Source organism: Streptomyces cyaneochromogenes (assembly GCF_003963535.1).
Classification (GTDB): Bacteria; Actinomycetota; Actinomycetes; order Streptomycetales; family Streptomycetaceae; genus Streptomyces; species Streptomyces shaanxiensis.
Genome location: NZ_CP034539.1, coordinates 4643687 through 4664445 on the forward strand (window position 1 = coordinate 4643687; position 20759 = coordinate 4664445).

Sequence of the window (20759 nt, forward strand, 5' to 3'; positions counted from 1 at the left end):
CAACGGATCGTCCGGCACGTTCCTGCCGGTAGAAGGGGGCCCATTCACCATGGCCACTGTCTCGTTCGACAAGGCGACCCGGATCTACCCGGGCACCGAGAAGCCCGCCGTAGACGCGCTCGACATCCACATCGAGGACGGAGAGTTCCTCGTACTGGTCGGCCCGTCCGGCTGCGGCAAGTCCACCTCGCTCCGCATGCTGGCGGGGCTCGAGGACGTCAACGGCGGCGCCATCCGCATCGGCGACCGCGACGTCACGCACCTGCCGCCGAAGGACCGGGACATCGCCATGGTGTTCCAGAACTACGCGCTGTACCCGCACATGACCGTCGCCGACAACATGGGCTTCGCGCTCAAGATCGCCGGCGTCAACAAGGCGGAGATCCGCAAGAAGGTCGAGGAGGCCGCGAAGATCCTCGACCTCACCGAGTACCTGGACCGCAAGCCGAAGGCCCTCTCCGGTGGTCAGCGCCAGCGTGTCGCCATGGGCCGCGCCATCGTGCGTGAGCCGCAGGTCTTCCTCATGGACGAGCCGCTGTCCAACCTGGACGCCAAGCTCCGTGTGTCGACCCGTACGCAGATCGCGTCGCTGCAGCGCCGTCTCGGCATCACCACCGTCTACGTCACCCACGACCAGGTCGAGGCCATGACGATGGGTGACCGCGTGGCGGTCCTCAAGGACGGTCTGCTCCAGCAGGTCGACACCCCGCGCAACATGTACGACCGCCCGGCCAACCTCTTCGTCGCCGGCTTCATCGGCTCCCCGGCCATGAACCTGGTCGAGGTCCCGATCACCGACGGCGGCGTGAAGTTCGGCAACTCCGTCGTCCCGGTCGACCGTGAGGCGCTCTCCGCCGCCACCGACAAGACCGTCACCGTCGGTGTCCGCCCCGAGCACTTCGACGTGGCCGGCTCCGAGTCGGAGCAGGGCCTCGCCGTCACCGTCAACGTGGTCGAGGAGCTCGGCGCCGACGCGTACGTGTACGGCACCGCCAAGGTCGGCGGCGACGACTCCAAGGACCTCGTCGTCCGCGTCAGCGGCCGTGACGTCCCGGAGAAGGGCAGCACGCTGCACATCGTCCCGCGCTCCGGCGAGACCCACGTGTTCTCGACGTCCACGGGCGAGCGACTGTCCGACTGACGCGGCCGAGGACAACCAGCGGCAGTACAACCCGGGGTAATTCACCCAGGTTGACGAAGAGGGCCCCGCAGAGTGCTGCGGGGCCCTTCTCGTTGTCGACAAATACCCCGGCAGATCGGGTCATTTCGAGCGCTGTGCGTCAACACGCCGTTCGAGGGAGGGCACCACTTCGTCCCCCGAACCGGTGACCAAATGTCGCCATATCAGTACCGAACGCTACCCTCACTCGCGTGAAGCACTCCACCACCCAACAGACACGACGCGGCCACCGGGGCCCCGCCCGCCAGCTCGGCCGCACTCTCGCCCTCGTCCTGCCCGTCGTCCTGGTGCTCTCCGGGACCCTCGCGGTCACCCGGGTCAACTGGTCGGGGAACCCCTCGGACTCGGTGCTCACCGCGACCGACGTCACGAGCGCGGGTGACGCGAAGAAAGCCGCCGCGCGCGCCCCGCAGGACGTGCTGCGCGACCAGCTGCTGACCGAGCTGCAGGAGAAGGACCCGGGCACCGCCCTGACCCACCTCCAGCAGGCCGTCCACGAGCGCCCGTCCCTGGCCCGGCACTGCGCCTCGATCGCCCGTGCGCTCGGGCGGGCGGCGGTGCGGGTGTACGGTCCGAACCGCGCGCAGTCCTACGCCCGGCCCGTCTGCGACACCGCGTTCGCCTCCGGCGTGGCGGCCGCGCACAGCTGAACCCTCTCTGGCTGAACGCTCTCTCTCGCTGAACACCCTCTTAACTGAACACTCCTATTGCGGACGGTAACGGCTGATTACGGAACGGTTGCCGGGGAATGCCGTGAGCGGGGCGCCGCGTACAGTTCGGTCATGACTGATCCGAATGCCGCGTCCCGCCCCGTTCAAGCCGTCGTCCTGGCCGGTGGCCAGGGGTCCCGGCTGCGTCCGTACACCGACGACCGGCCCAAGCCGATGGTCGAGATCCCCGGGACGGGGACGCCGATCATCGGCCATCAGCTTGTCTGGCTGGCCGAGGAGGGTGTGACGGATGTGGTGATCAGTTGTGGCCACCTGGCCGAGGTGCTGCAGGACTGGCTGAAGTCGGCCGAGCTGCCGGTGCGGGTGACGACCGTCGTCGAGACGGAGCCGCTCGGCAGGGGCGGCGGTCTGAAGTACGCGGCCGCGCATCTCCCGCATCCCGATCGGGCCTGGTACGCCACCAACGGTGACATCTGGACGCGTTTCTCGCTGCGGGACATGGCGGACTTCCACACCGAGCGCGATGCCGTCGCGACGCTTGCGCTGGCCCGTCCTCGTATCCCGTGGGGTGCGGTGAAGACGGACGGCTTCGGGCACATCACCGACTTCATCGAGGCACCGCCGTCGACCTTCGAGATCAACGCGGGCGTCTACGTCTTCTCCCCCGCCTTCGCCGACCTCCTCCCCGAACGCGGCGACCACGAACGCACGACGTTCCCGCACCTCGCCCGAGAGCGCCGGCTGGCCGGGTTCCCGATCCCTCAGGGGGCGTACTGGCGCGCCATCGACACGGCGAAGGACCTGACGGAGGCGGCGAAGGAACTGGCGGCGCTGGGGCGCTGAGTGCTCCGCGGGTGCGATGTGGGATGCCTGCGGCGGCCTGTGCGGGTTTGGTGGGGGTGCGCGTAGCGCCTGCGGGTGGGTTGTGGGTCGGGGCCGTGCCGGGGGGTGTCCGTCCTCGGACCGGCGACTGGACTTAGGCCGGGAGGTGCCGCGTGTTGACGCCGGCCACTGCGGGCGGACACCCCCCGGCACGTCCCCTTCCCGCCGTACGCGACCGCCGGGTGCGTGGGGGTACGCCCCTCCCCGACACATCGACCTCCCGCCGTACGCGACCGCGGCGCCGTGGGAGTACGCCCCGCTCCGCGACGCCTGCCCAGGCAAACTCAGCCCGTCCGGCGCTTGAGGACGAGGGAGCCCCGTCCCGATCCCCCACCCACCCCCAGCGAGCCGTTACCTACGGACGCCGGTCCCGGCATTCCAGCCCGTCCGACGTTTGAGGACGAGGGAGCTCCGTCCCGATCCCCCACCCACCCGAGGGGGACGCCGTCCCCAGCCCCCACCCGCCCCCAGCGAACCGTCACCCATGGACGCCGGGCCAGGCAATTTCAGCCCGTCCGGCGTTTGAGGACGAGGCCCTTCGGGCCGAAGCGGGGGTCTGGGGGCGGCAGCCCCCAGGGACGGGACGGGTAGGGGCGGCGGGGGCGAGAACAATGGGGCCTCAGGCCGTGGCCCCACGGCGAAGGGCCCCGGACGTCACCACGTCCGGGGCCCTTCGCCGTCTTCGCGGGCTCGGCGTCATATCGGTGCTGTCAGCCGGTGGAGGAGCTGCCGAGAAGGTTGTCCACCGGCCCGTTTACCCCAACAGGCCGCCTACCAGTCCCGGTTCCCCGGAGGTGGAGCCCCCGGTGCTGGAGCCGCCACCCGAGGTGGGGCCTCCGGAGGTGGGACCGGTGCTGGTGCTGGGGGCCTCGTCGGCCGGAGTGGACTGCTGGGGCGGGGCCTGGCCCGCCGTGCCCTGGGTCTGGCTGGGCGTACCGGCACCCGTCGTACCCGTGTCGCTGGTGGCACCCGGCGTCGTCGCGGCCGACGGAGTGGCCGCTCCCGACGTGGCACCCTGGGTGGGCGAGTTGGACGCGGACGGCGTCTTCCGGCGCTGGTCGGGCTCGGGAAGCGGGGAGCCGGGGAGTTCGTTGCGCGGGGCCTCGCCGGGGCCGGGGACCACGACACGGTCGGCGTCGCGGACCGCACCGCCGAGCAACGAGCCGATGAGGAGGGTCAGGCCGGTGACGATCGCGGTGATCAACGCGCCACGGCGAAGGACGTAGTTGCGCAGCTCCCAGATGTCGGAGCGGGGGCCGAGGCGCCGCCAGGCCATCCCGGCCAGGCGGCCGTCGATCGAGTAGACCGGCGCACCGGCGATGATCAGCGGGGACCACGCCGCCAGGTAGATGATGTCGGGGGCGTCGTAGACCGGGACGCTCTTCCAGCTGACGGTGACCAGGAGCGCCGCCGACAGCAGCGCGCCGACGACCGCGGCGACCCGCTGCCAGCACCCCAGGACCGTGAGAACACCCACGATGACCTGGAAGAAGGCGATGACGAGCCCGGAGCCGACGGGGTGTTCGAGGGCGAACTGGCGCAGCGGCTCGGCGACTTCCCACGGGTGCAGGGTGTTGAGCCACTTCACCATCGAGCCGCGCTTGCCGCCGTCGAAGTAGACGGGGTCGCAGAGCTTGCCCATGCCGGCGTAGATGGAGATGAAGCCGAGGAAGACCCGGAGCGGGAGGAGGACGACGCCGAGGTTCATACGGCGGCCGGGGTAGTAGGCGTGCCGGGCCGGGTCGTCGCCCGGGCGCTTGAGCTGCGTGCCCGTCTCGTCCGGGCCGTCGGCCTCGTCTACGTCGTCGAAGTCCTCGGCCTCGTAGGTGAGTTCCTCGTCGTATGCGCTTTCGACCGTGCGCATGTTCGGAAGGAGGCGGGTCTCCACCGACTCGTGGGTGCGTTGAGCGCCGACGATCGGGGTTTCGACCGTCTGCGTCAACTCGTCGTCGTAACCCATGTCGTAGCCGCCGCCCACGTCCACGCGCGGGATGACCTGGGTGGCTCCGGCGGGGGCCGGTTCGTCGCCGTGGCGGACGCTGCCGTCCCGCACGGCCTGGAGCAGGCGGTGGGCGCCGGTGTCGTCCGGCGCGGACGTGCCGTTCCAGACGGCGACCCGGCGGCGGGGGCCGGTGGCCGCGCCCGCTCTGCCGGCCGCGTTGACGGCGGGGATGCGGGCGGTGTCGTCGGTGGCGCTCAAGTGCCGTGCGATCCGCAGCGATTTGGTGCGCCCGGTAGACGCGCCCAGCAGCACGCGGAAACTCGCGTGATTGACGATGATCTGCGCCGGATCGCTCGGCACCTTCACCATGCTCAGCGCGGGAGCGTCGTCGTATCCCGACGAGCGGTCCCCCGTGGGTGTGCGGGGTGTTCTGGTGTCCACACTCAACTAACCGAGTGACATGTGGTTAGGACACTGCTTTGACCGGTCCGATCTGTCCGGACCCCGTCAAGGATGCGCAGGTCGCACCACTCTCACCAGAATTAACCCGCACGGGTGACGCAACGGATATCTGTTCAGACGCGTCGGCGAGCCGCCTCGTAGAGGACGATGCCCGCCGCCACACCGGCGTTGAGCGACTCCGCCCCGCCCGGCATCGGGATGCGGACGCGGAAGTCGCACGTCTCGCCGACCAGCCGCGACAGGCCCTTGCCCTCGCTGCCGACCACGATGACCACCGGGCCGTCGAGGGCCTCCAGGTCGCCGAGCTCGGCCTCGCCGTCGGCGGCGAGGCCGACGACCACGATGCCCGCCTTCTTGTACGCCTCCAGGGCGCGGGTCAGGTTGGTGGCGCGGGCGACGGGGGTGCGGGCCGCCGTGCCGGCCGAGGTCTTCCAGGCGCCGGCCGTCATGCCGGCGGCTCGGCGCTCGGGGACGACGACGCCGTGGCCGCCGAACGCGGAGACCGAGCGGACGACCGCGCCCAGGTTGCGCGGGTCGGTCACGCCGTCGAGGGCGACGATGAGCGGGTCCTCACCGTCGTCGTAGGCGGCGCTGGCCAGGTCCTCGGGGTGGGCGTACTCGTACGGCGGGACCTGGAGGACGAGGCCCTGGTGGTTGAGGCCGTTCGTCATGCGGTCCAGCTCGGGGCGCGGGGCCTCCATGAGGTTGATGCCGCCGCGCTCGGCGGCGAGCTGGAGTGCCTCGCGGACGCGCTCGTCGTTGTCGATGAACTGCTGGACGTAGAGCGTCGAAGCCGGGACGCCCTCGCGCAGGGCCTCGACCACCGGGTTACGGCCGACCACCAGCTCGGACGTGCCCTTGCCGCCGCGGCCGCGGGGCGCGGGGCGGCGTACCGTCTGCTTCGCCTTGGCGCCCGCGATGCGGTTCTTCTTGTGTCCCTTGCGCATCTCGGCGGGCGGGGTCGGGCCCTTGCCCTCGAGGCCCTTGCGCCGCTGGCCGCCACTGCCGACCTGCGCGCCCTTCTTGCCGGACATGCGGCGGTTGTTCGCGGCCATGACCTACCTGTCTGTCGTGAAGCGTTCGTATGTACGTCTATGCAGTGTGCCGCCCGGAGGGCCGGGCGGCACAATCGATCTTTCCGAGCACCGGCCCCGTCAGCGCGGGCCGAGGGTCCAGCGCGGGCCCTGCGGGCTGTCCTCGATGGCCAGGCCCGACTGGTTGAGCTGGTCGCGGATGGCGTCCGCGGTGGCCCAGTCCTTGCGGGAGCGGGCCGCCTCGCGCTGGTCGAGGACCATGCGGACCAGGGTGTCGACGACGCCGTGCAGGTCCTCGCCGCGGTCGGTCTCGCCGGCCCAGTGCGCATCGAGCGGGTCGAGGCCGAGGACGCCGAGCATGGCGCGCACCTCGGCGAGGCGGGCCACGGCGGCTTCCTTGTCGTCCGCGGCCAGTGCGCTGTTGCCCTGGCGGACCGTGGTGTGCACGACGGCCAGCGCCTGCGGGACGCCCAGGTCGTCGTCCATCGCCTCGGCGAAGGCGAGCGGCACCTCGGCGGACGGCTCGACGACGCCCGCCTTCTCCACCACGCGCTGCACGAAGCCCTCGATGCGCGCGAATGCCGACTCGGCCTCGCGCAGGGCCTCCTCGCTGTACTCGATCATCGAGCGATAGTGCGGGGTGCCGAGGTAGTAGCGCAGGACGATCGGACGCCACTGCTTGACCATCTCGGACACGAGCACGCTGTTGCCGAGCGACTTCGACATCTTCTCGCCGCTCATGGTGACCCAGGCGTTGTGCACCCAGTACTGGGCGAACTCGTCGCCGTACGCCTTGGCCTGGGCGATCTCGTTCTCGTGGTGCGGGAAGATCAGGTCCAGTCCGCCGCCGTGGATGTCGAAGGCGGAGCCCAGGTACCGGTGCGCCATCGCCGAGCACTCCAGGTGCCAGCCCGGACGGCCCCGGCCCCACGGCGTCTCCCAGTCGGGCTCGCCGGGCTTGGCGGCCTTCCACATCGCGAAGTCGCGCGGGTCCCGCTTGCCGGTGATGCCCTCCTCGGCGGGCTGGCGCATCTCGTCGAGGTCCTGCCGGGACAGCTCCAGGTAGGAGGGCCAGGACCGGACGTCGAAGTAGATGCTGCCGTCCGCCTCGTAGGCGTGTCCGCGCTCGATGAGGCCGCGCATCATCTCGACCATCTCGGTGACATGGCCGGTGGCGCGGGGCTCGTACGTCGGTGGGAGGCAGCCGAGGGCGGTGTAGCCGTCGGTGAAGGCGCGCTCGTTCTCGTAGCCGATGGACCACCAGGGGCGGTTCTGGTCGACGGACTTGGCGATGATCTTGTCGTCGATGTCCGTGACGTTCCGGATGAACGTCACGTCATAGCCGCGGTAGGCGAACCAGCGGCGCATGATGTCGAAGTTGAGCCCCGAGCGGATGTGCCCGATGTGCGGCGCGGCCTGCACGGTGGCGCCACAGAGGTAGATCGAGACACAGCCCGGCTGGAGCGGGGTGAAGTCACGGATCTGCCGGGCGCTGGTGTCGTACAGGCGAATCGTCACGACACCAGGGTAGTGGGCGGAGGGCAGTGCCCGGCGCGCAAGGGCGGTTTGCCGTCGTCTGCGTGTGGTTTGGCCGTCGTCGGCCGTGGGCATGGTGGGTGGCCGGGTTTCCCCGGCCCTCGTCAGCCGGCCCGCACGACCAGCGCTGTCGCGACCGCCATCAGTCCCTCGCCGCGGCCCGGGAAGCCGAGGCCGTCGGTCGTGGCGCCGGATACGGAAACCGGGGCTCCGGCCGCCTCCGAGAGGATCTTCTGGGCCTCGTCGCGCCGCTTGCCGATCTTGGGGCGCGGGCCGACGACCTGGACCGCGATGTTGCCGATCCGGAAGCCCGCCTCGCGCACGATGCGGGCCGCCTCGGTGAGGAGTACGACGCCGGAGGCGCCCGACCACTCGGGGCGCCCCGTGCCGAAGTGCCGGCCCAGATCACCGAGGCCGGCCGCGGAGAACAGGGCGTTGCACGCGGCGTGTGCGACGACGTCCGCGTCGGAGTGGCCGGCGAGCCCCGGGCCTTCGCCCTCCCACTTCAGGCCCGCGCACCACAGCTCGCGGCCCTCTTCGAAGGCGTGGATGTCGGTGCCGATGCCGACCTGGGGCAGGGCCGGAAGCTGTTCAGAAGCCATCGTTCAGCCTCCGGCGCGCCAGGACCGCCTCGGCCAGGACCAGGTCCAGCGGGCGGGTGACCTTGAAGGCCTCCTCGTGGCCGGGGACGACCACGACCGTCAGCCCGAGCTGCTCGACCATGCTCGCGTCGTCGGTGACGTCGTCGGTCACCGTCTCGTGCGCACGGATCAGCGTGGCGCGGTCGAAGCCCTGCGGGGTCTGTACGGCACGCAGGCGGGCGCGCTCCGGGGTGGCCACCACCGGTTCGGGCTCTCCCGTGGCCGCGGCCGGCTCGACCTCCTTGACCGTGTCCGCGAGCGGCAACGCGGGCACGACGGCCGGAGCACCGTCCCGTACCGCCTCGATCACCGCGTCGACCGTGTCCACCGGGACCAGCGGGCGCGCCGCGTCGTGCACCAGGACGATGTCGTAGTCCCGCGGCAACGCGTCCAGGCCGAGCTTGACGGACTCCTGGCGGGACTCCCCGCCGGGGACCACCAGGAAGTCGGTGCGCTCGGGCAGCGCGTGCGCGTCGAGGAGGCTCTTGACCTCGGGGGCGCCGTCGGGCGGGGCCACGACGACCACGAGGGAGACGGCGCGGGAGGCGGCCATCGCGCGCACGGCGTGGATGAGCATGGGCGTGCCGTTCAGCGCGCGGAGCGCCTTGGGGGCGCCCGGGCCGAGACGTACGCCCCGGCCGGCGGCCGGGATCACGACGGCTGTGCGGACTTCCGCGGGCAAAGGACGCGAATCGTCAGACATCGGTTCCTGTCAGGTTTGTGTGCTCGGCCTACGTGGGTATGGCCTCAGCGTGCCGGGCGCGACGCCTTGACCGGACCCTTCCGTGACGCCGGTCGAGCCTGCTGCCCGGGCCCGGCACGCCAAGTATCGGGGGATCTTCCCCCGAGGGGTGAACCCGCGTAGGCGTGCCGAGTACGAACATGCCGCAGCGCCCGGCGACAGGAAATACGTCATCGGGCACCGCGGCACTTCTTTTAATGATTCAGCACAGTGCTGAACTGAGGCGGACGGACCGCGTCAGGACGCGAGAACCTCGTCGAGCAGGGCCTCGGCCTTGTCCTCGTTGGTGTTCTCCGCGAGAGCCAGCTCGCTCACCAGGATCTGGCGGGCCTTGGCGAGCATGCGCTTCTCACCGGCGGAGAGTCCACGCTCACGCTCACGACGCCACAGGTCACGCACGACTTCCGCGACCTTGATGACATCGCCGGAGGCGAGCTTCTCCAGATTTGCCTTGTATCGACGCGACCAGTTCGTGGGCTCCTCGGCGTACGGCGCGCGCAGCACCTCGAAGACCCGGTCCAGCCCGTCCTGACCGACCACATCACGCACGCCGACGAACTCCGCATTGTCCGCTGGCACACGTACCGTCAGGTCACCCTGGGCGACCTTCAGCACCAAGTAGGTCTTGTCCACGCCTTTGATCTGGCGAGTTTCGATGGCCTCGATCAGCGCGGCCCCGTGATGGGGATAGACCACGGTGTCGCCAACCTTGAACGTCATGTGACAGGTACCCCTTCCGTGGCTATCCAGGGTAACACGGAAACTGCGGGTTCTGAATGGCGTTTTCGCAGGTCAGGGCATATCTCGGGGCTTGACAACTCCGACAGGAACGTGCTTCGCGGGCCGATCGGAAGCAGGTATTCGCAGGTCGGAGCGGCTCTGCGGACGAGGTGAAACGCTCACGTTACACACGTCCGGAGGCACCTCCGAGTGGCCGAACATCCACATATGTCCGGTTCCAAGTGTGCGACTTACGCTACTCCGTTCGACGTCCGGAGTCGGGTACCGGACGATTCCGGAATTGATCACGACCCAGGTCGGCAGCGCTCTCGGTGATCAATTCCGGAAGGTCGTGCATTCCTTCACGGAAATTTTGCGAGGCGCCTTGCGAGGGGCTTATGTGAATGGCGGACGAGGCGCGCGGGGCAATCTGACTCGCGGGTCACTCGTGGGTGACGGGACTGATCATGAAGGGGCCCGAAGAGGGTTCGAAGAGGGGCCGAAGACGTCCGAAGAGGTACTGCGGCCGCTCAGGGGAGGGTCGGGTGCGGTCGCGCGGGAACGGCTCGGTAACCTAAGGCCGCTGACAGACACTTAGGGCGGCTTTATTCGCCCGCCCCGTTCGAGTCAAGGAGTTGCCGCCGCCGTGAGCAGCAGCCTTCGACGCGGCGCCCTCGCCGCCGCCGCCATCGCCCTCTCGATCGCCTCGCTCTCCGCGTGCGCGGCCGGCAACAACAGCCAGACCCTGGAGATCAAGCCGGACAACGCGGCCACCACGGTCGGCGACATCAAGATCCAGAACGCCATCGTCATCACCCAGCCCGACCTGGAGTCGACCGGCCCGGCCGTGATCTCCGCGACCCTGTTCAACTCCGGCCGGACCGCCCAGACGCTGGACGCGATCAAGGTGGACGACACCGACAAGACCGCCGCGCTCAAGCCCGCCAAGGGCGGCAGCCTGACCATCCCGGCCGGCGGCTCGCTGATCCTCGGCGGCAAGGACAACGCCTCCGCCACGCTGCCCAGCAGCCGCGAGGCCATCCAGGACGGCAACGCGCAGAAGATCACCTTCACCTTCAGCAAGACCGGTGACGTGAGCCTGCGCGCCTTCGTCGTCCCGGCCGAGCACTACTTCAAGGACTGGGGCCCGACCGAGGTCCCGGCGGCGCCGGGCAAGACGCCCACCCCGACCGGCTCGCCGACCGGGGTCACCCCGACCGAGGAGTCCACCGCGAGCGCGACGTCGACGGACGGCGCCGCGGCCGGTGCCGGTGCCGAAGCCGGCACGGACGCCGGGGGCGCGGCGACCGCGTCCGACAGCGCCTCGCACACGGCGGCCGGTCACTGAGCGGTCGGCACTGAGTAGTCGTACGACTCCTGCACAGTCGTAGAAGAAGGGCGGGACCCCCGGAAACGGGGGTCCCGCCCTTCGATGTAGCCGCCGTGCGGCCGGGCTCTTTACGGCTCGAACTTGTAGCCGAGCCCCCGCACCGTCACCAGGTAGCGCGGCGCGCCCGGGTCCGGCTCGATCTTGGCGCGCAGGCGCTTGACGTGGACGTCGAGGGTCTTGGTGTCACCGACGTAGTCGGCGCCCCACACACGGTCGATGAGCTGCATGCGGGTCAGGACGCGGCCGGCGTTGCGCAGGAGCATCTCCAGGAGGTCGAACTCCTTGAGGGGGAGGTCGACCTTGGAGCCGGAGACCGTGACCACGTGACGGTCCACGTCCATACGGACGGGACCGGCCTCCAGCGCGGCCGGGGTGACCTCCTCGGGCTCGCCGCGGCGGCGCAGGACGGCCCGGATACGGGCGACCAGCTCGCGCGAGGAGAACGGCTTGGTGACGTAGTCATCGGCTCCTATTTCCAGGCCGACCACCTTGTCGATCTCGCTGTCCTTGGCGGTCACCATGATGACGGGGACGTTGGAGCGGCCGCGCAGCTGGCGGCAGACCTCGGTGCCCGGCAGGCCGGGCAGCATCAGGTCGAGGAGGACGAGGTCGGCGCCGTTGCGCTCGAACTCGTCGAGTCCGTCGGGCCCGGTGGTCGCGACGGCGACCTCGAAGCCCTCCTTGCGGAGCATGTACGACAGGGCGTCGGAGAAGGACTCCTCGTCCTCGACGACAAGCACTCGGGTCACGGAAGGACCTCCGGGGCGGAAAGCGTTTCGTACGCGGGTGAGTCGGGGGAAGTGGGGGAATCGGGTGGTGCGGGTTGCCCGTCCTCGTCGTCGAGATCGGGGTGCTGGTGTGCGCGGTCACGGGCCGCACCGGCCTCCGGCAGCCGGAGGGTGAAGGTGGAGCCCTGTCCCTCGGAGCTCCACACCGTGACCTCCCCGCTGTGCGAGGCGGCCACGTGCTTGACGATCGCGAGACCGAGGCCGGTGCCACCGGTGGCACGGGAACGGGCCGGGTCGACGCGGTAGAAGCGCTCGAAGATGCGCTCCTTGTCCTTGTCCGAGATGCCGATGCCCTGGTCGGTGACGGCGATCTCGATGAGGTCCCCGCCCGGCGCGTTGATCCGGCGGGCGGCGATGCCGACGCGGGTTCGGGCGGGCGAGTAGTTGACGGCGTTCTCGACGAGGTTGCCGAGCGCGGCGGCGAGCTGGCCGCGGTTGCCCCACATGATGAGGTCCTCGGTGCCCCCGGCGGCCATGGTGATCTGCTTCGTGCCGGCGGCGTGCCGGCAGCGGTCCATGGCCTCGGCGACGAGTTCGTCGACGCGGACGGGCTCGGCGTCCTCCAGCGGGTCGTCGTTCTGCACCCGGGAGAGGTCGATGAGCTCCTGCACCAGGTTGGTGAGCCGGGTGGCCTCGATCTGCATGCGCCCGGCGAAGCGCTCCACGGCCTCGGGGTCGTCGGAGGCGTCCATGACGGCCTCCGACAGCAGGGAGAGCGCACCGACCGGCGTCTTCAGCTCATGGCTGACGTTGGCGACGAAGTCGCGCCGCACCGCCTCTATGCGCCGGGCCTCGGTGAGGTCCTCGACGAGGAGGAGGACCAGGCGGGAGCCGAGGGGCGCGACCCGTGCCGACACGGCGAGGGCCTCGCCGCGTCCGGTGCCGCGCCGGGGCAGGTCCAGTTCGACCTGCCGTATCTCGCCGTCACGTCTGGTGTCCCGGGCCATCTGGAGCATGGGCTCGACGGAGAGCTTGCCACCGCGCACCAGACCGAGGGCGTACGCCGCCGAGCTGGCCTTGACGACGGCGTCTCCCTCGTCGAGGACGACGGCCGAGGAGCGCAGCACCGACAGGACCGTGTCCACGCCGGGCGGCAGGACCGGGTCGGTGTGCAGAGAGGTTCGGGTGGGTCGCTTCAGGTCGCGTTCGCTCCAGCGGAACGCCAGCATGGCGATGACGCCGGTAAGCACCCCGGCGATCGCTGCCGCTGCGGCGACCGCCGCGTTCACGTCCATGCACCCAGGTTAGGCATGGCGCAGCCGGTGGCCACAGCCGTCGGAGTGCGAGCTCGAACACTCGTCGCCCAGAGTTCACCTTGGAGCCAGTGGTGGTTCATTTGGGGTGGCGGAAACGGACGCGTAGGCGCCGGATCGTGGGAGCGTCGGCTTCGCCCTGGCGGTTTAGCGTGGAGATCACACTGGCGGTTTCACGACAGTCCGACTGGCGTTTTCGGGACAGTCTTACTGTCGGAGGTCATGACCGTCAGACTGTCCGCTCGACGGTTTGACTGGTTTGAGGACAACGAAGCGGATAAGGCCGGCGGTCGACGGCAGTCTCCCGGCCCCCGGAACCCCCGAGGCAGACATAAGAGAGGGACCCCTGATGCGGGACGCGTACCACGAGGAACTGGACTCGATCGGCGACAGCCTGGTGGAGATGGCCCGGATGGTCGGGTCGGCGATCGGGCGCGCGACGACCGCCATCCTCGACTCCGACCTGAAGCTGGCCGAGAGCGTGATCGAGGCCGACCAGAAGGTCGACGATCTCCAGCACGACCTGGAGGCGCGGGCCATAGCGCTGCTCGCCCGCCAGCAGCCGGTGGCGACGGACCTCCGTATCGTCGTGACCTCGCTGCGGATGTCCGCTGACCTGGAGCGGTCGGGCGACCTGGCCCAGCACGTGGCCAAGCTCACGCGCCTGCGCTACCCCGAGCGCGCCATCCCGCAGGACCTGCACGCGACCATCCTGGAGATGGGCCAGCTCGCGCAGCGCCTGATGGCGAAGGCGGCCGAGGTGCTCGTGACCAAGGACGTCGACCTCGCGCTCCAGCTGGAGCAGGACGACGACGCGATGGACCTCCTGCACCGCACGCTCTTCCAGCACCTGATGGACGAGCGCTGGCAGCACGGCATCGAGACGGCCGTGGACGTGACGCTGCTCGGCCGTTACTACGAGCGGTACGCCGACCACGCGGTGGCGGTGGCGAAGCGCGTGGTCTACCTGGTGACGGGTGAGCACGCCGATGAGCTCCAGGCCGACATTCAGCCGGAGATCCAGTCGGTTTCGGGGGCGGAGGGGGCGTAAGCCCTGCGGGGGTGTCCGGGCCCGGGGTGCCCGGGTCGGGGGTGTCCGGGACCGGGGTGCCCGGGCCGGGGCGTCCGGTCGGGTCCGCGCGAGGGGCACGGGGCTTGTGATGTGCCGGTCCGGTGGGCTCGTGCGCGGGCTTGCGGGGTCTGACGGGGGCCTGTTCGGGGCGGGTGCAAGCCTCTGTGCGCCGTTGATGCGCCCAGCGGGGCGGGCATGGAATGGGCACAGGCACCAGCCCCGAGGAGGGACCATGGCCGAATCCCCCAGCACGCCCGGCACGACACCCGACCCCGCGCAGTCACGCCCGACGGACCAGCCCGCCGACATCAGGAGCCTCCCGCTCTTCGGCGCCTGCGGCTGCGGCTCCGGCTGTGGGTGCGGGTGCCAGTCGGGAAATCCTTGCCAGTGCGGGTGAGGGTGCGTAGATCTCGTACGACGGTGAAGGGCCCCGGCGCTGTGGAGGCGCCGGGGCCTTCGCTGTGCGCGGCCTTGGGTGCTCCGGGTGCGCCTCGCCTGCCGTGTCGGGCGGGCGCAGTATGGAAGGAGAGCAGGCGAACGCGCTCCGGGAAGTGGAAGGAGGTGCGGGGCATGCCTCGGTTCATGGACGTACACCACGGAATGCAGGGCATCACAGCCGAGCAGCTGCAGCAGGCCCACGACGCCACGGTCGCGATCGAGCAGGAAGAGGGAGTCCACTTCGAACACGCCTGGGCGGACCCCGGGTCCGGCACGGTCTACTGCCTCAGCGAGGGTCCCTCGGCCGCTGCGGTCAAGCGTGTGCACGAACGTGGGGGCGGCGGGGTGCCGGACGAGATCCATTCGGTGCCGCTGATGGTGTGAGGCGCGGTGGCGCGGCGCTGATGAGAATGGCGGTGCGGAGAGTGGCGCTGCGGAGAGTGGCGCTGCCGCCGCCTTTGATCCCCTGCCTGGGTACGTCGCAGGCAGGGGATGCCTCTGATCCGCCGCCTTGCAGGCGATCGCTGAGGCGACGAGATCGGGTGCCGCGTCGCGGTGGTGGTCAGCGAGGTCGGAGCCCTGTATGCCGGCTGGCGGCGGCGGTGTCGGCGTATACGTCGGCACCTCGGTCGGCGTCGGCATCGGCGCCCGAAGTCCCTATGAGCAGGGGTCAGTTTGCGAGCCGGGTAGGACAGCGCACTCGCAGGGCTGGGCAGCAATTAGGCTCCGCCCGGAGGGAGGGCGGGGCTGCGATGGCGGACGAGTACTTCTTGTTGGTGTGCGACGACGTGCCTCATGACGTGGTGCTGACCGACCCCGGAATCCGTGTGCTGGACGTCGCCCGGGTCGTGCGTCGGCTGACGGGGCTGAGCCTCTGGCGGAGCAAGGACCTGGCAACGCAGCTGCCTGCCGTGATTCTCGTCGGCGTCCCGCAGGAGGACGCGGAGGCAGCAGCCACGGCCCTGCGCGAAGTGGGAGCGCAGGCAGAGGTGAGGGACCGGCCGGAGACGGGAGTCCTGGAGTCCTGAGGCGCCCGATCACCCGGCCGACGCTCCTCGGCGTTCCCTTCAACAGGCGATCCGCGGGAGACGGACTTACCGTCGAGCGGTAGGCGGCGCTGCGGTGAGTGGGGGTTCTCGCTTGTCGGCGCCGGTCGAATCCCTTCTCGACACCGACAGGAGACGACCTCCCATGGCCACAGCTTCTGAAACCCCGGTACTGGACACCATCGCCGCGATGACGGTGGACTCGGTCGAGCGGTGCGGGCTGCGCCCCGAGACCTTCATGCTCACCCGCATCGCGGCCCTCGCCGCGTCGGACGCCCCGCCGATCTCCTACGTCGCCCATATCGACCCCGCCATCCAGGCCGGCATGACCGCCGAGCAGGTCCAGGACGTCCTCGTCGCCATCGCCCCCGTCGTGGGCACCGCCCGCGTGATGACGGCGGCCGGCAACATCGCCAAGGCCCTGGGCATCACGATCGCGGTGGCGGACGCCGAGATGCAGGGTCGGGCGTAGGCGCCCGCCGGGCGTAGAACGCCGCCGGGCGAGGGCTGACGGCCCGGCGGCAATCCCGGGGCAGCAGCACGGAGCCTCCTACCTGCGGCGACGCAGATAGGAGGCTCGACATTCGGACCCTACGAACGCCGCCGCCCCGCCAAGGCAACGGCCGTCCCGATCCCCGCGATCACCAGACCGATCCCGCCGAAGATCAGCGGCAGCAGCCACAGCGAAGCGAACCCGTTGATCCGCGCGTCGTCGGGGGAATCGGCGCGGTACAGCACCTCGACCCGCTCACCCACCTCGTACGACGGCGGATTGGAACCCGTGGAGCTCCGGAACGTCCTGGGCGTGCCCTGGGCGGACGTGTACTCCACCACCGGGTACGCCACGGGCCTGTCGTCCGTCCGCTTCTTGCGCGATGCGCTGTTGTTCTCGCTCCGCCACTCCAGGGACACCACCGTGCCCTGGGCACGCTCCGCATCCGCCAGGAACGCGACCGACACCCCCGCGAGGACGAGCCCGACGACCAGGAAAAGCGCTCCGAACGCGATCGCCCCGAACGTGATCCACCGGCGGGCACCCTGCCCACGCACCTGAACCTGCACGACGTCCCCCTCACTGATCCGGCGTGGGAGGGACGCTATCCCAGCCACCTCGCCCGCCGTGCTCCGGCCGGGGCGGGCACAGGCGCGCGCCTTCTTCGTTCACGGCCGCAAGATCCGGGGCGCCGAGGGGCTCTCAGTGGGCCCAGGCCATGAAAACGCCCCTGAACTGCGCCGTATGCGCAGCTCAGGGGCATGATCACGAAACCTACTTCTTCTTCCCCTGGTTCTTGACCGCCTCAATAGCAGCCGCAGCCGCCTCCGGGTCCAGGTACTTACCCCCCGGCGTCACCGGCTTGAAGTCGGCGTCGAGCTCGTAGTAGAGCGGAATGCCCGTGGGGATGTTCAGCCCGGCGATGTCGGCGTCGGAGATGCCGTCGAGGTGCTTGACCAGGGCGCGGAGCGAGTTGCCGTGGGCGGCTACCAGGACCGTGCGGCCCGACAGGAGGTCGGGGACGATGCCGTCGTACCAGTACGGGAGCATGCGGACGACGACGTCCTTCAGGCACTCCGTGCGCGGGCGCAGCTCCGGGGGGATCGTCGCGTAGCGGGGGTCGGCGGACTGGGAGAACTCCGTGCCGTCCTCGAGCTCAGGCGGCGGGGTGTCGTACGAGCGGCGCCACAGCATGAACTGCTCCTCGCCGAACTCGGCGAGGGTCTGCGCCTTGTCCTTGCCCTGGAGGGCTCCGTAGTGGCGCTCGTTCAGGCGCCAGCTGCGGTGGACCGGGATCCAGTGGCGGTCGGCGGCCTCGAGGGCCAGCTGCGCCGTGCGGATCGCGCGCTTCTGAAGGGACGTGTGGACCACGTCGGGGAGGAGATCGGCGTCCTTCAGGAGTTCGCCACCGCGGACCGCCTCCTTCTCGCCCTTCTCGTTGAGGTTGACGTCCACCCAGCCGGTGAACAGGTTCTTCGCGTTCCATTCGCTCTCGCCGTGGCGGAGGAGGATCAGCTTGTACGGTGCGTCGGCCATGCGTCCGAGCGTAATCGAAGGCTTTGGCCGGGTGCGCCCCGCGCCCGAAGGGCGGACGGTTGACGGGATCTGTTAATCCGGTGGCCTCCCTGGCGAGCGTGATTGTAAGTTGCGGATGCCGGTTGAGGTTCTTACATCCGCGGTCGTGGTCGACGCCGTGGTCGTGACCGAAGCCGTAGCCGCCGCCGTATCCGTAGTCGTCGCCGTAGCCCTAGCCGTAGTCGTAGTCGTTCCGTGGGGGATCCGCTGTGTCCATCGCCGGTCTGAGACGTGCCACCCGTGAGACCGTCTCCGGGCTCCCCCGCGAGTTCTGGTGGCTGTGGACCAGCACACTGGTGAACCGGCTCGGTGCCTTCGTGGCCACTTTCATGGCGCTGTACCTCACGATCGACCGCGGCTATTCCGCCTCCTACGCCGGTCTCGTCGCCTCGCTGCACGGCCTCGGCGGCGTCATCTCGTCGATCGGGGCCGGCGTCATGACCGACCGGATCGGCCGGCGGCCCACGCTGCTCATCGCCCAGGCCTCCACCGCCGTGTCCGTGGCCGCGCTCGGATTCGTGCACCACCCCGTCGCCATCGCCGGCGTCGCCTTCGTCGTAGGCGCCGCCTCCAACGCCTCCCGGCCCGCCGTGCAGGCGATGATGGCCGACATCGTGCGGCCCGAGGACCGGGTGCGGGCCTTCTCGCTCAACTACTGGGCCATCAACCTCGGGTTCGCCGTCTCCTCCATGGCCGCCGGCTTCATCGCCGAGGTCAGCTATCTCGCCGGGTTCCTGATCGAGGCGGGGATGACGGCCGTCTGCGCGGTCGTGGTGTTCGTCAAGCTGCCGGAGTCGCGGCCCCGGCGGACCAAGGCGGAGGAGGCGGCCGGCGAGGAGGTCCGGCTCGGCCACGTCCTGCGCGACGGGCGCTTCATGAGCGTCGTCGGGCTGTCCTTCCTCGTCGCCTTCATCTTCCAGCAGGGCTCGGTCGGGCTGCCAGTCGCCATGGGCGGCGCGGGGTTCTCGCCCGCCGACTACGGTCTCGCCATCGCCGTCAACGGCGTCCTGATCGTCGCCCTGCAGATCCCGGTCACGCGGTTCATCGAGCGGCGCGACGCCGGGCGGATCCTCATCGTGTCGTCCCTGCTCGCCGGGTACGGCTTCGGGCTCACCGCGTTCGCCGGGTCGGTCGGCGTCTTCGCGCTGACCGTGTGCGTGTGGACGCTCGGCGAGATGCTGAGCGCGCCCACCCAGACCGGGCTCGTGGTCCGCCTCTCCCCCACTCAGGGACGCGGCCGCTACCAGGGCATGTACACCCTGTCCTGGTCGGTGGCGGCGCTGGTCGCGCCCCTCGTGTCCGGGTTCGTCATCGACCGGTTCGGTGCGGAGTGGCTGTGGGGGCTGTGCGCGGTCGTCGGGACGGTGGCGGCGGTCGGTTACGGCGTCCTCATGCGGCGGCTGCCCGCCGAGACCCCGATCGCGGCCGAGGCGCCCGCCGAGGCGAAGCCCGAGGTCAGCACGGCCTGACGGGACCACCGGCCGCACGGACTCAACGGATGCACCCGTGACTCAACCGACTCAGGGGTGCATCCGCGCCCCCTTCATCACCTTGTCCACCGCGTTCCGCGGTCCGTACACCGCCAGCCCCACCAGATCCAGCTCCCTCGTCGACACCGCTCGCACGGCCGCCCGGTTGTCGCGGTCGTTGCCGGTGGTGAAGAGGTCGGAGGTGAAGACCGCGCGCGGGAGGGCTCGGGACAGCACGCGCGCGTGGGCCGTCGTCAGGGTCTCCTTCGTGCCCTCGAAGACCAGGACCGGCTGGCGGAACATCGGCAGGTAGCCCACCCCGTCCGCGTCCTCGTACGGCTCGCCGATCACCTCGGGAAGCGGCGTTCCCAGGCCGCTGACCAGGAACGCGGTGACGTTCAGACGCTGCCAGGTCTCCAGGTCCTCGCGCAGCAGGACGGCGATCTTGGTGTCGAAGCGGACCGGTTGCGCGGCGGTGGTGGTGATGGTGGCGTTCGTAGGGGTCGCGGCAGTCGTGGTGGTCGCGGCAGTCGCGTCGCTCATGTCGTTCATACGGCGAGACTGGCGGCCGCCGTACGCCTGCGTCTTGTACGTTCTTTGCATGGCCGCCGCCCGGAACCGCCAGGAAGTCTCCGCGTGGCGCCCCTCCGTCCCGGGCGTCACCGAGGTCTTCCACGCCCACTTCACCGAGTACGCGTACCCGATGCACGTCCACGAGGCCTGGACGCTGCTCATCGTCGACGACGGAGCCGTGCGCTACGACCTCGACCGGCACGAGCACGGCACCCCGCACGACACGGTGTCCCTCCTCCCGCCGCACGTCCCGCACAACGGCTCCCCCGCCACCCCGCACGGCTTCCGCAAGCGCGTCCTGTACCTGGACGGCACCCGGCTGGGTGACGATCTCATCGGTCCTGCCGTGGACTCCCCCGACCTCCGCGACCCGGTGCTGCGACTGCGCGTCGGCCAACTGCACGCCGCCCTCGCGCACCCCGGCGACGAACTGGAGGCGGACAGCCGGCTGACCCTCATCGGCGACCGGCTCCGCGCCCACCTGCGGCCCAGGAGCGTGACGGACGTCCCGCGCCGCGATCCCGCGCTCGCCGGGCGGCTGCGTGAACTCCTCGACGAGCGAGTGGTCCAGGGCATCGCCCTCGACGAGGCCGCGGCACTCGTCGAGGCCCATCCCGCCCATCTCGTACGGTCGTTCAGCACCGCGTACGGCATCGCCCCGCACCAGTACCTGATGTCCCGCCGCGTCGACCGCGCCCGCCGGCTGCTCCTGGAGGGCCGCTCGCCCGCCGAGGTGGCCGCCGCGACCGGCTTCTACGACCAGTCCCATCTCACCCGCCACTTCCGGAAGCTGGTGGGGGTGCCGCCGGGGCGTTACCGGAACAGCGCGCGCTGAGCGCCGTACCGGCCCGT

21 protein-coding genes are annotated in these 20759 nt (G+C 70.4%); 10 read left to right on the plus strand and 11 right to left on the minus strand.

Annotated features, from left to right (window positions below; genetic code table 11):
- Positions 1-49 precede the first annotated feature (49 nt).
- The 3 genes from EJ357_RS20890 (at position 50) to EJ357_RS20900 (ending at position 2694) form a co-directional block, all read left to right on the plus strand.
- Positions 50-1141, plus strand: coding sequence for an ABC transporter ATP-binding protein (locus EJ357_RS20890; RefSeq protein WP_126393128.1), 1092 nt, complete (start codon positions 50-52; stop codon positions 1139-1141).
- A gap of 230 nt (positions 1142-1371) precedes the next feature.
- Positions 1372-1830 (plus strand): hypothetical protein, encoded by a 459-nt coding sequence (locus EJ357_RS20895; RefSeq protein WP_126393129.1) that lies wholly within the window; start codon positions 1372-1374, stop codon positions 1828-1830.
- A gap of 132 nt (positions 1831-1962) precedes the next feature.
- Positions 1963-2694, plus strand: a complete 732-nt coding sequence (locus tag EJ357_RS20900) for a nucleotidyltransferase family protein (RefSeq protein ID WP_126393130.1) — start codon at positions 1963-1965, stop codon at positions 2692-2694.
- Between the two features lie 793 nt (positions 2695-3487).
- Here EJ357_RS20900 and EJ357_RS20915 read toward each other — a convergent pair.
- The 6 genes from EJ357_RS20915 to EJ357_RS20945 all read right to left on the minus strand — a co-directional run bounded on the left by EJ357_RS20915 (position 3488) and on the right by EJ357_RS20945 (position 9810).
- Positions 3488-5116, minus strand: coding sequence for a DoxX family protein (locus EJ357_RS20915; protein WP_126393132.1), 1629 nt, complete (start codon positions 5114-5116; stop codon positions 3488-3490).
- Between the two features lie 134 nt (positions 5117-5250).
- Complete coding sequence (gene rlmB, locus EJ357_RS20920) at positions 5251-6192, minus strand: 23S rRNA (guanosine(2251)-2'-O)-methyltransferase RlmB (protein WP_126393133.1); 942 nt, start codon at positions 6190-6192, stop codon at positions 5251-5253.
- Between the two features lie 99 nt (positions 6193-6291).
- On the minus strand, positions 6292-7689 hold the full coding sequence (cysS, locus tag EJ357_RS20925) for a cysteine--tRNA ligase (protein WP_126393134.1): 1398 nt from the start codon (positions 7687-7689) through the stop codon (positions 6292-6294).
- 122 nt (positions 7690-7811) lie between these two features.
- Positions 7812-8309, minus strand: coding sequence for a 2-C-methyl-D-erythritol 2,4-cyclodiphosphate synthase (gene ispF, locus EJ357_RS20930; protein WP_126393135.1), 498 nt, complete (start codon positions 8307-8309; stop codon positions 7812-7814).
- The gene (gene ispD / locus EJ357_RS20935; RefSeq protein WP_126393136.1) at positions 8299-9051 is read right to left on the minus strand and encodes a 2-C-methyl-D-erythritol 4-phosphate cytidylyltransferase; all 753 of its coding nucleotides are present in this window, start codon (positions 9049-9051) and stop codon (positions 8299-8301) included. Before ispD ends, ispF begins: the two co-directional genes overlap by 11 nt.
- Positions 9052-9327: 276 nt before the next feature.
- Positions 9328-9810: a CarD family transcriptional regulator gene (locus tag EJ357_RS20945; protein ID WP_003953493.1), complete on the minus strand. Its 483-nt coding sequence runs from the start codon at positions 9808-9810 to the stop codon at positions 9328-9330.
- A 646-nt stretch (positions 9811-10456) separates the two neighbouring features.
- On the opposite strand from EJ357_RS20945, the gene EJ357_RS20955 reads away from it, so the two are divergent.
- Entirely contained in the window at positions 10457-11158 is a 702-nt protein-coding gene (locus EJ357_RS20955) for a copper chaperone PCu(A)C (RefSeq protein WP_126393138.1), read from the plus strand.
- Positions 11159-11268: 110 nt separating this feature from the next.
- On the opposite strand, the gene EJ357_RS20960 is transcribed toward EJ357_RS20955, so the two are convergent.
- Both EJ357_RS20960 and EJ357_RS20965 read right to left on the minus strand, forming a co-directional pair.
- Positions 11269-11949: a response regulator transcription factor gene (locus tag EJ357_RS20960; protein ID WP_015659563.1), complete on the minus strand. Its 681-nt coding sequence runs from the start codon at positions 11947-11949 to the stop codon at positions 11269-11271.
- Complete coding sequence (locus tag EJ357_RS20965; RefSeq protein WP_126393139.1) at positions 11946-13223, minus strand: sensor histidine kinase; 1278 nt, start codon at positions 13221-13223, stop codon at positions 11946-11948. Before EJ357_RS20965 ends, EJ357_RS20960 begins: the two co-directional genes overlap by 4 nt.
- Before the next feature lie 367 nt (positions 13224-13590).
- Between EJ357_RS20965 and phoU the strand changes: the two genes are divergently transcribed.
- The 4 genes from phoU (at position 13591) to EJ357_RS20990 (ending at position 16269) form a co-directional block, all read left to right on the plus strand.
- Positions 13591-14292 carry a phosphate signaling complex protein PhoU gene (phoU, locus tag EJ357_RS20970; RefSeq protein ID WP_126393140.1) on the plus strand — a complete coding sequence of 234 codons (702 nt, stop codon included), beginning with the start codon at positions 13591-13593 and terminating at the stop codon, positions 14290-14292.
- 591 nt (positions 14293-14883) lie between these two features.
- Positions 14884-15135, plus strand: a complete 252-nt coding sequence (locus tag EJ357_RS20980; protein ID WP_126393142.1) for an SCO4226 family nickel-binding protein — start codon at positions 14884-14886, stop codon at positions 15133-15135.
- A 368-nt stretch (positions 15136-15503) separates the two neighbouring features.
- Positions 15504-15779, plus strand: coding sequence for a ribosomal protein L7/L12 (locus EJ357_RS20985; RefSeq protein ID WP_126393143.1), 276 nt, complete (start codon positions 15504-15506; stop codon positions 15777-15779).
- Positions 15780-15942: 163 nt separating this feature from the next.
- Entirely contained in the window at positions 15943-16269 is a 327-nt protein-coding gene (locus tag EJ357_RS20990; protein ID WP_126393144.1) for a carboxymuconolactone decarboxylase family protein, read from the plus strand.
- Positions 16270-16388: 119 nt separating this feature from the next.
- Here EJ357_RS20990 and EJ357_RS20995 read toward each other — a convergent pair whose 3' ends face one another.
- Positions 16389-16859: a DUF3592 domain-containing protein gene (locus tag EJ357_RS20995; protein WP_126393145.1), complete on the minus strand. Its 471-nt coding sequence runs from the start codon at positions 16857-16859 to the stop codon at positions 16389-16391.
- 205 nt (positions 16860-17064) lie between these two features.
- Positions 17065-17826, minus strand: coding sequence for a phosphoglyceromutase (locus EJ357_RS21000; RefSeq protein ID WP_126393146.1), 762 nt, complete (start codon positions 17824-17826; stop codon positions 17065-17067).
- Positions 17827-18074: 248 nt separating this feature from the next.
- On the opposite strand from EJ357_RS21000, the gene EJ357_RS21005 reads away from it, so the two are divergent.
- Entirely contained in the window at positions 18075-19334 is a 1260-nt protein-coding gene (locus EJ357_RS21005; protein WP_126393147.1) for an MDR family MFS transporter, read from the plus strand.
- A 51-nt stretch (positions 19335-19385) separates the two neighbouring features.
- Here the strand turns inward: EJ357_RS21005 and EJ357_RS21010 are convergent, their stop codons facing one another.
- Positions 19386-19937 (minus strand): DUF2000 family protein, encoded by a 552-nt coding sequence (locus EJ357_RS21010; RefSeq protein ID WP_407698503.1) that lies wholly within the window; start codon positions 19935-19937, stop codon positions 19386-19388.
- Here EJ357_RS21010 and EJ357_RS21015 point away from each other — a divergent pair.
- Positions 19936-20742 (plus strand): helix-turn-helix transcriptional regulator, encoded by an 807-nt coding sequence (locus tag EJ357_RS21015; protein WP_126393148.1) that lies wholly within the window; start codon positions 19936-19938, stop codon positions 20740-20742. The genes EJ357_RS21010 and EJ357_RS21015 overlap by 2 nt on opposite strands.
- Positions 20743-20759: the final 17 nt, after the last annotated feature.

What these genes read in the sequence shown, in the direction of transcription:
- EJ357_RS20890 (WP_126393128.1), top strand. Translation starts at nt 50, where the DNA reads ATGGCCACTGTCTCGTTCGACAAGGCGACCCGGATCTACCCGGGCACC.
- EJ357_RS20900 (WP_126393130.1), top strand. Translation starts at nt 1,963, where the DNA reads ATGACTGATCCGAATGCCGCGTCCCGCCCCGTTCAAGCCGTCGTCCTG.
- rlmB (WP_126393133.1), bottom strand. Translation starts at nt 6,192, where the DNA reads ATGGCCGCGAACAACCGCCGCATGTCCGGCAAGAAGGGCGCGCAGGTC.
- ispF (WP_126393135.1), bottom strand. Translation starts at nt 8,309, where the DNA reads ATGGCTTCTGAACAGCTTCCGGCCCTGCCCCAGGTCGGCATCGGCACC.
- ispD (WP_126393136.1), bottom strand. Translation starts at nt 9,051, where the DNA reads ATGTCTGACGATTCGCGTCCTTTGCCCGCGGAAGTCCGCACAGCCGTC.
- EJ357_RS20945 (WP_003953493.1), bottom strand. Translation starts at nt 9,810, where the DNA reads ATGACGTTCAAGGTTGGCGACACCGTGGTCTATCCCCATCACGGGGCC.
- EJ357_RS20965 (WP_126393139.1), bottom strand. Translation starts at nt 13,223, where the DNA reads ATGGACGTGAACGCGGCGGTCGCCGCAGCGGCAGCGATCGCCGGGGTG.
- phoU (WP_126393140.1), top strand. Translation starts at nt 13,591, where the DNA reads ATGCGGGACGCGTACCACGAGGAACTGGACTCGATCGGCGACAGCCTG.
- EJ357_RS20980 (WP_126393142.1), top strand. Translation starts at nt 14,884, where the DNA reads ATGCCTCGGTTCATGGACGTACACCACGGAATGCAGGGCATCACAGCC.
- EJ357_RS20985 (WP_126393143.1), top strand. Translation starts at nt 15,504, where the DNA reads ATGGCGGACGAGTACTTCTTGTTGGTGTGCGACGACGTGCCTCATGAC.
- EJ357_RS20990 (WP_126393144.1), top strand. Translation starts at nt 15,943, where the DNA reads ATGGCCACAGCTTCTGAAACCCCGGTACTGGACACCATCGCCGCGATG.
- EJ357_RS21000 (WP_126393146.1), bottom strand. Translation starts at nt 17,826, where the DNA reads ATGGCCGACGCACCGTACAAGCTGATCCTCCTCCGCCACGGCGAGAGC.
- EJ357_RS21015 (WP_126393148.1), top strand. Translation starts at nt 19,936, where the DNA reads ATGGCCGCCGCCCGGAACCGCCAGGAAGTCTCCGCGTGGCGCCCCTCC.
- EJ357_RS21010 (WP_407698503.1), bottom strand. Translation starts at nt 19,937, where the DNA reads ATGCAAAGAACGTACAAGACGCAGGCGTACGGCGGCCGCCAGTCTCGC.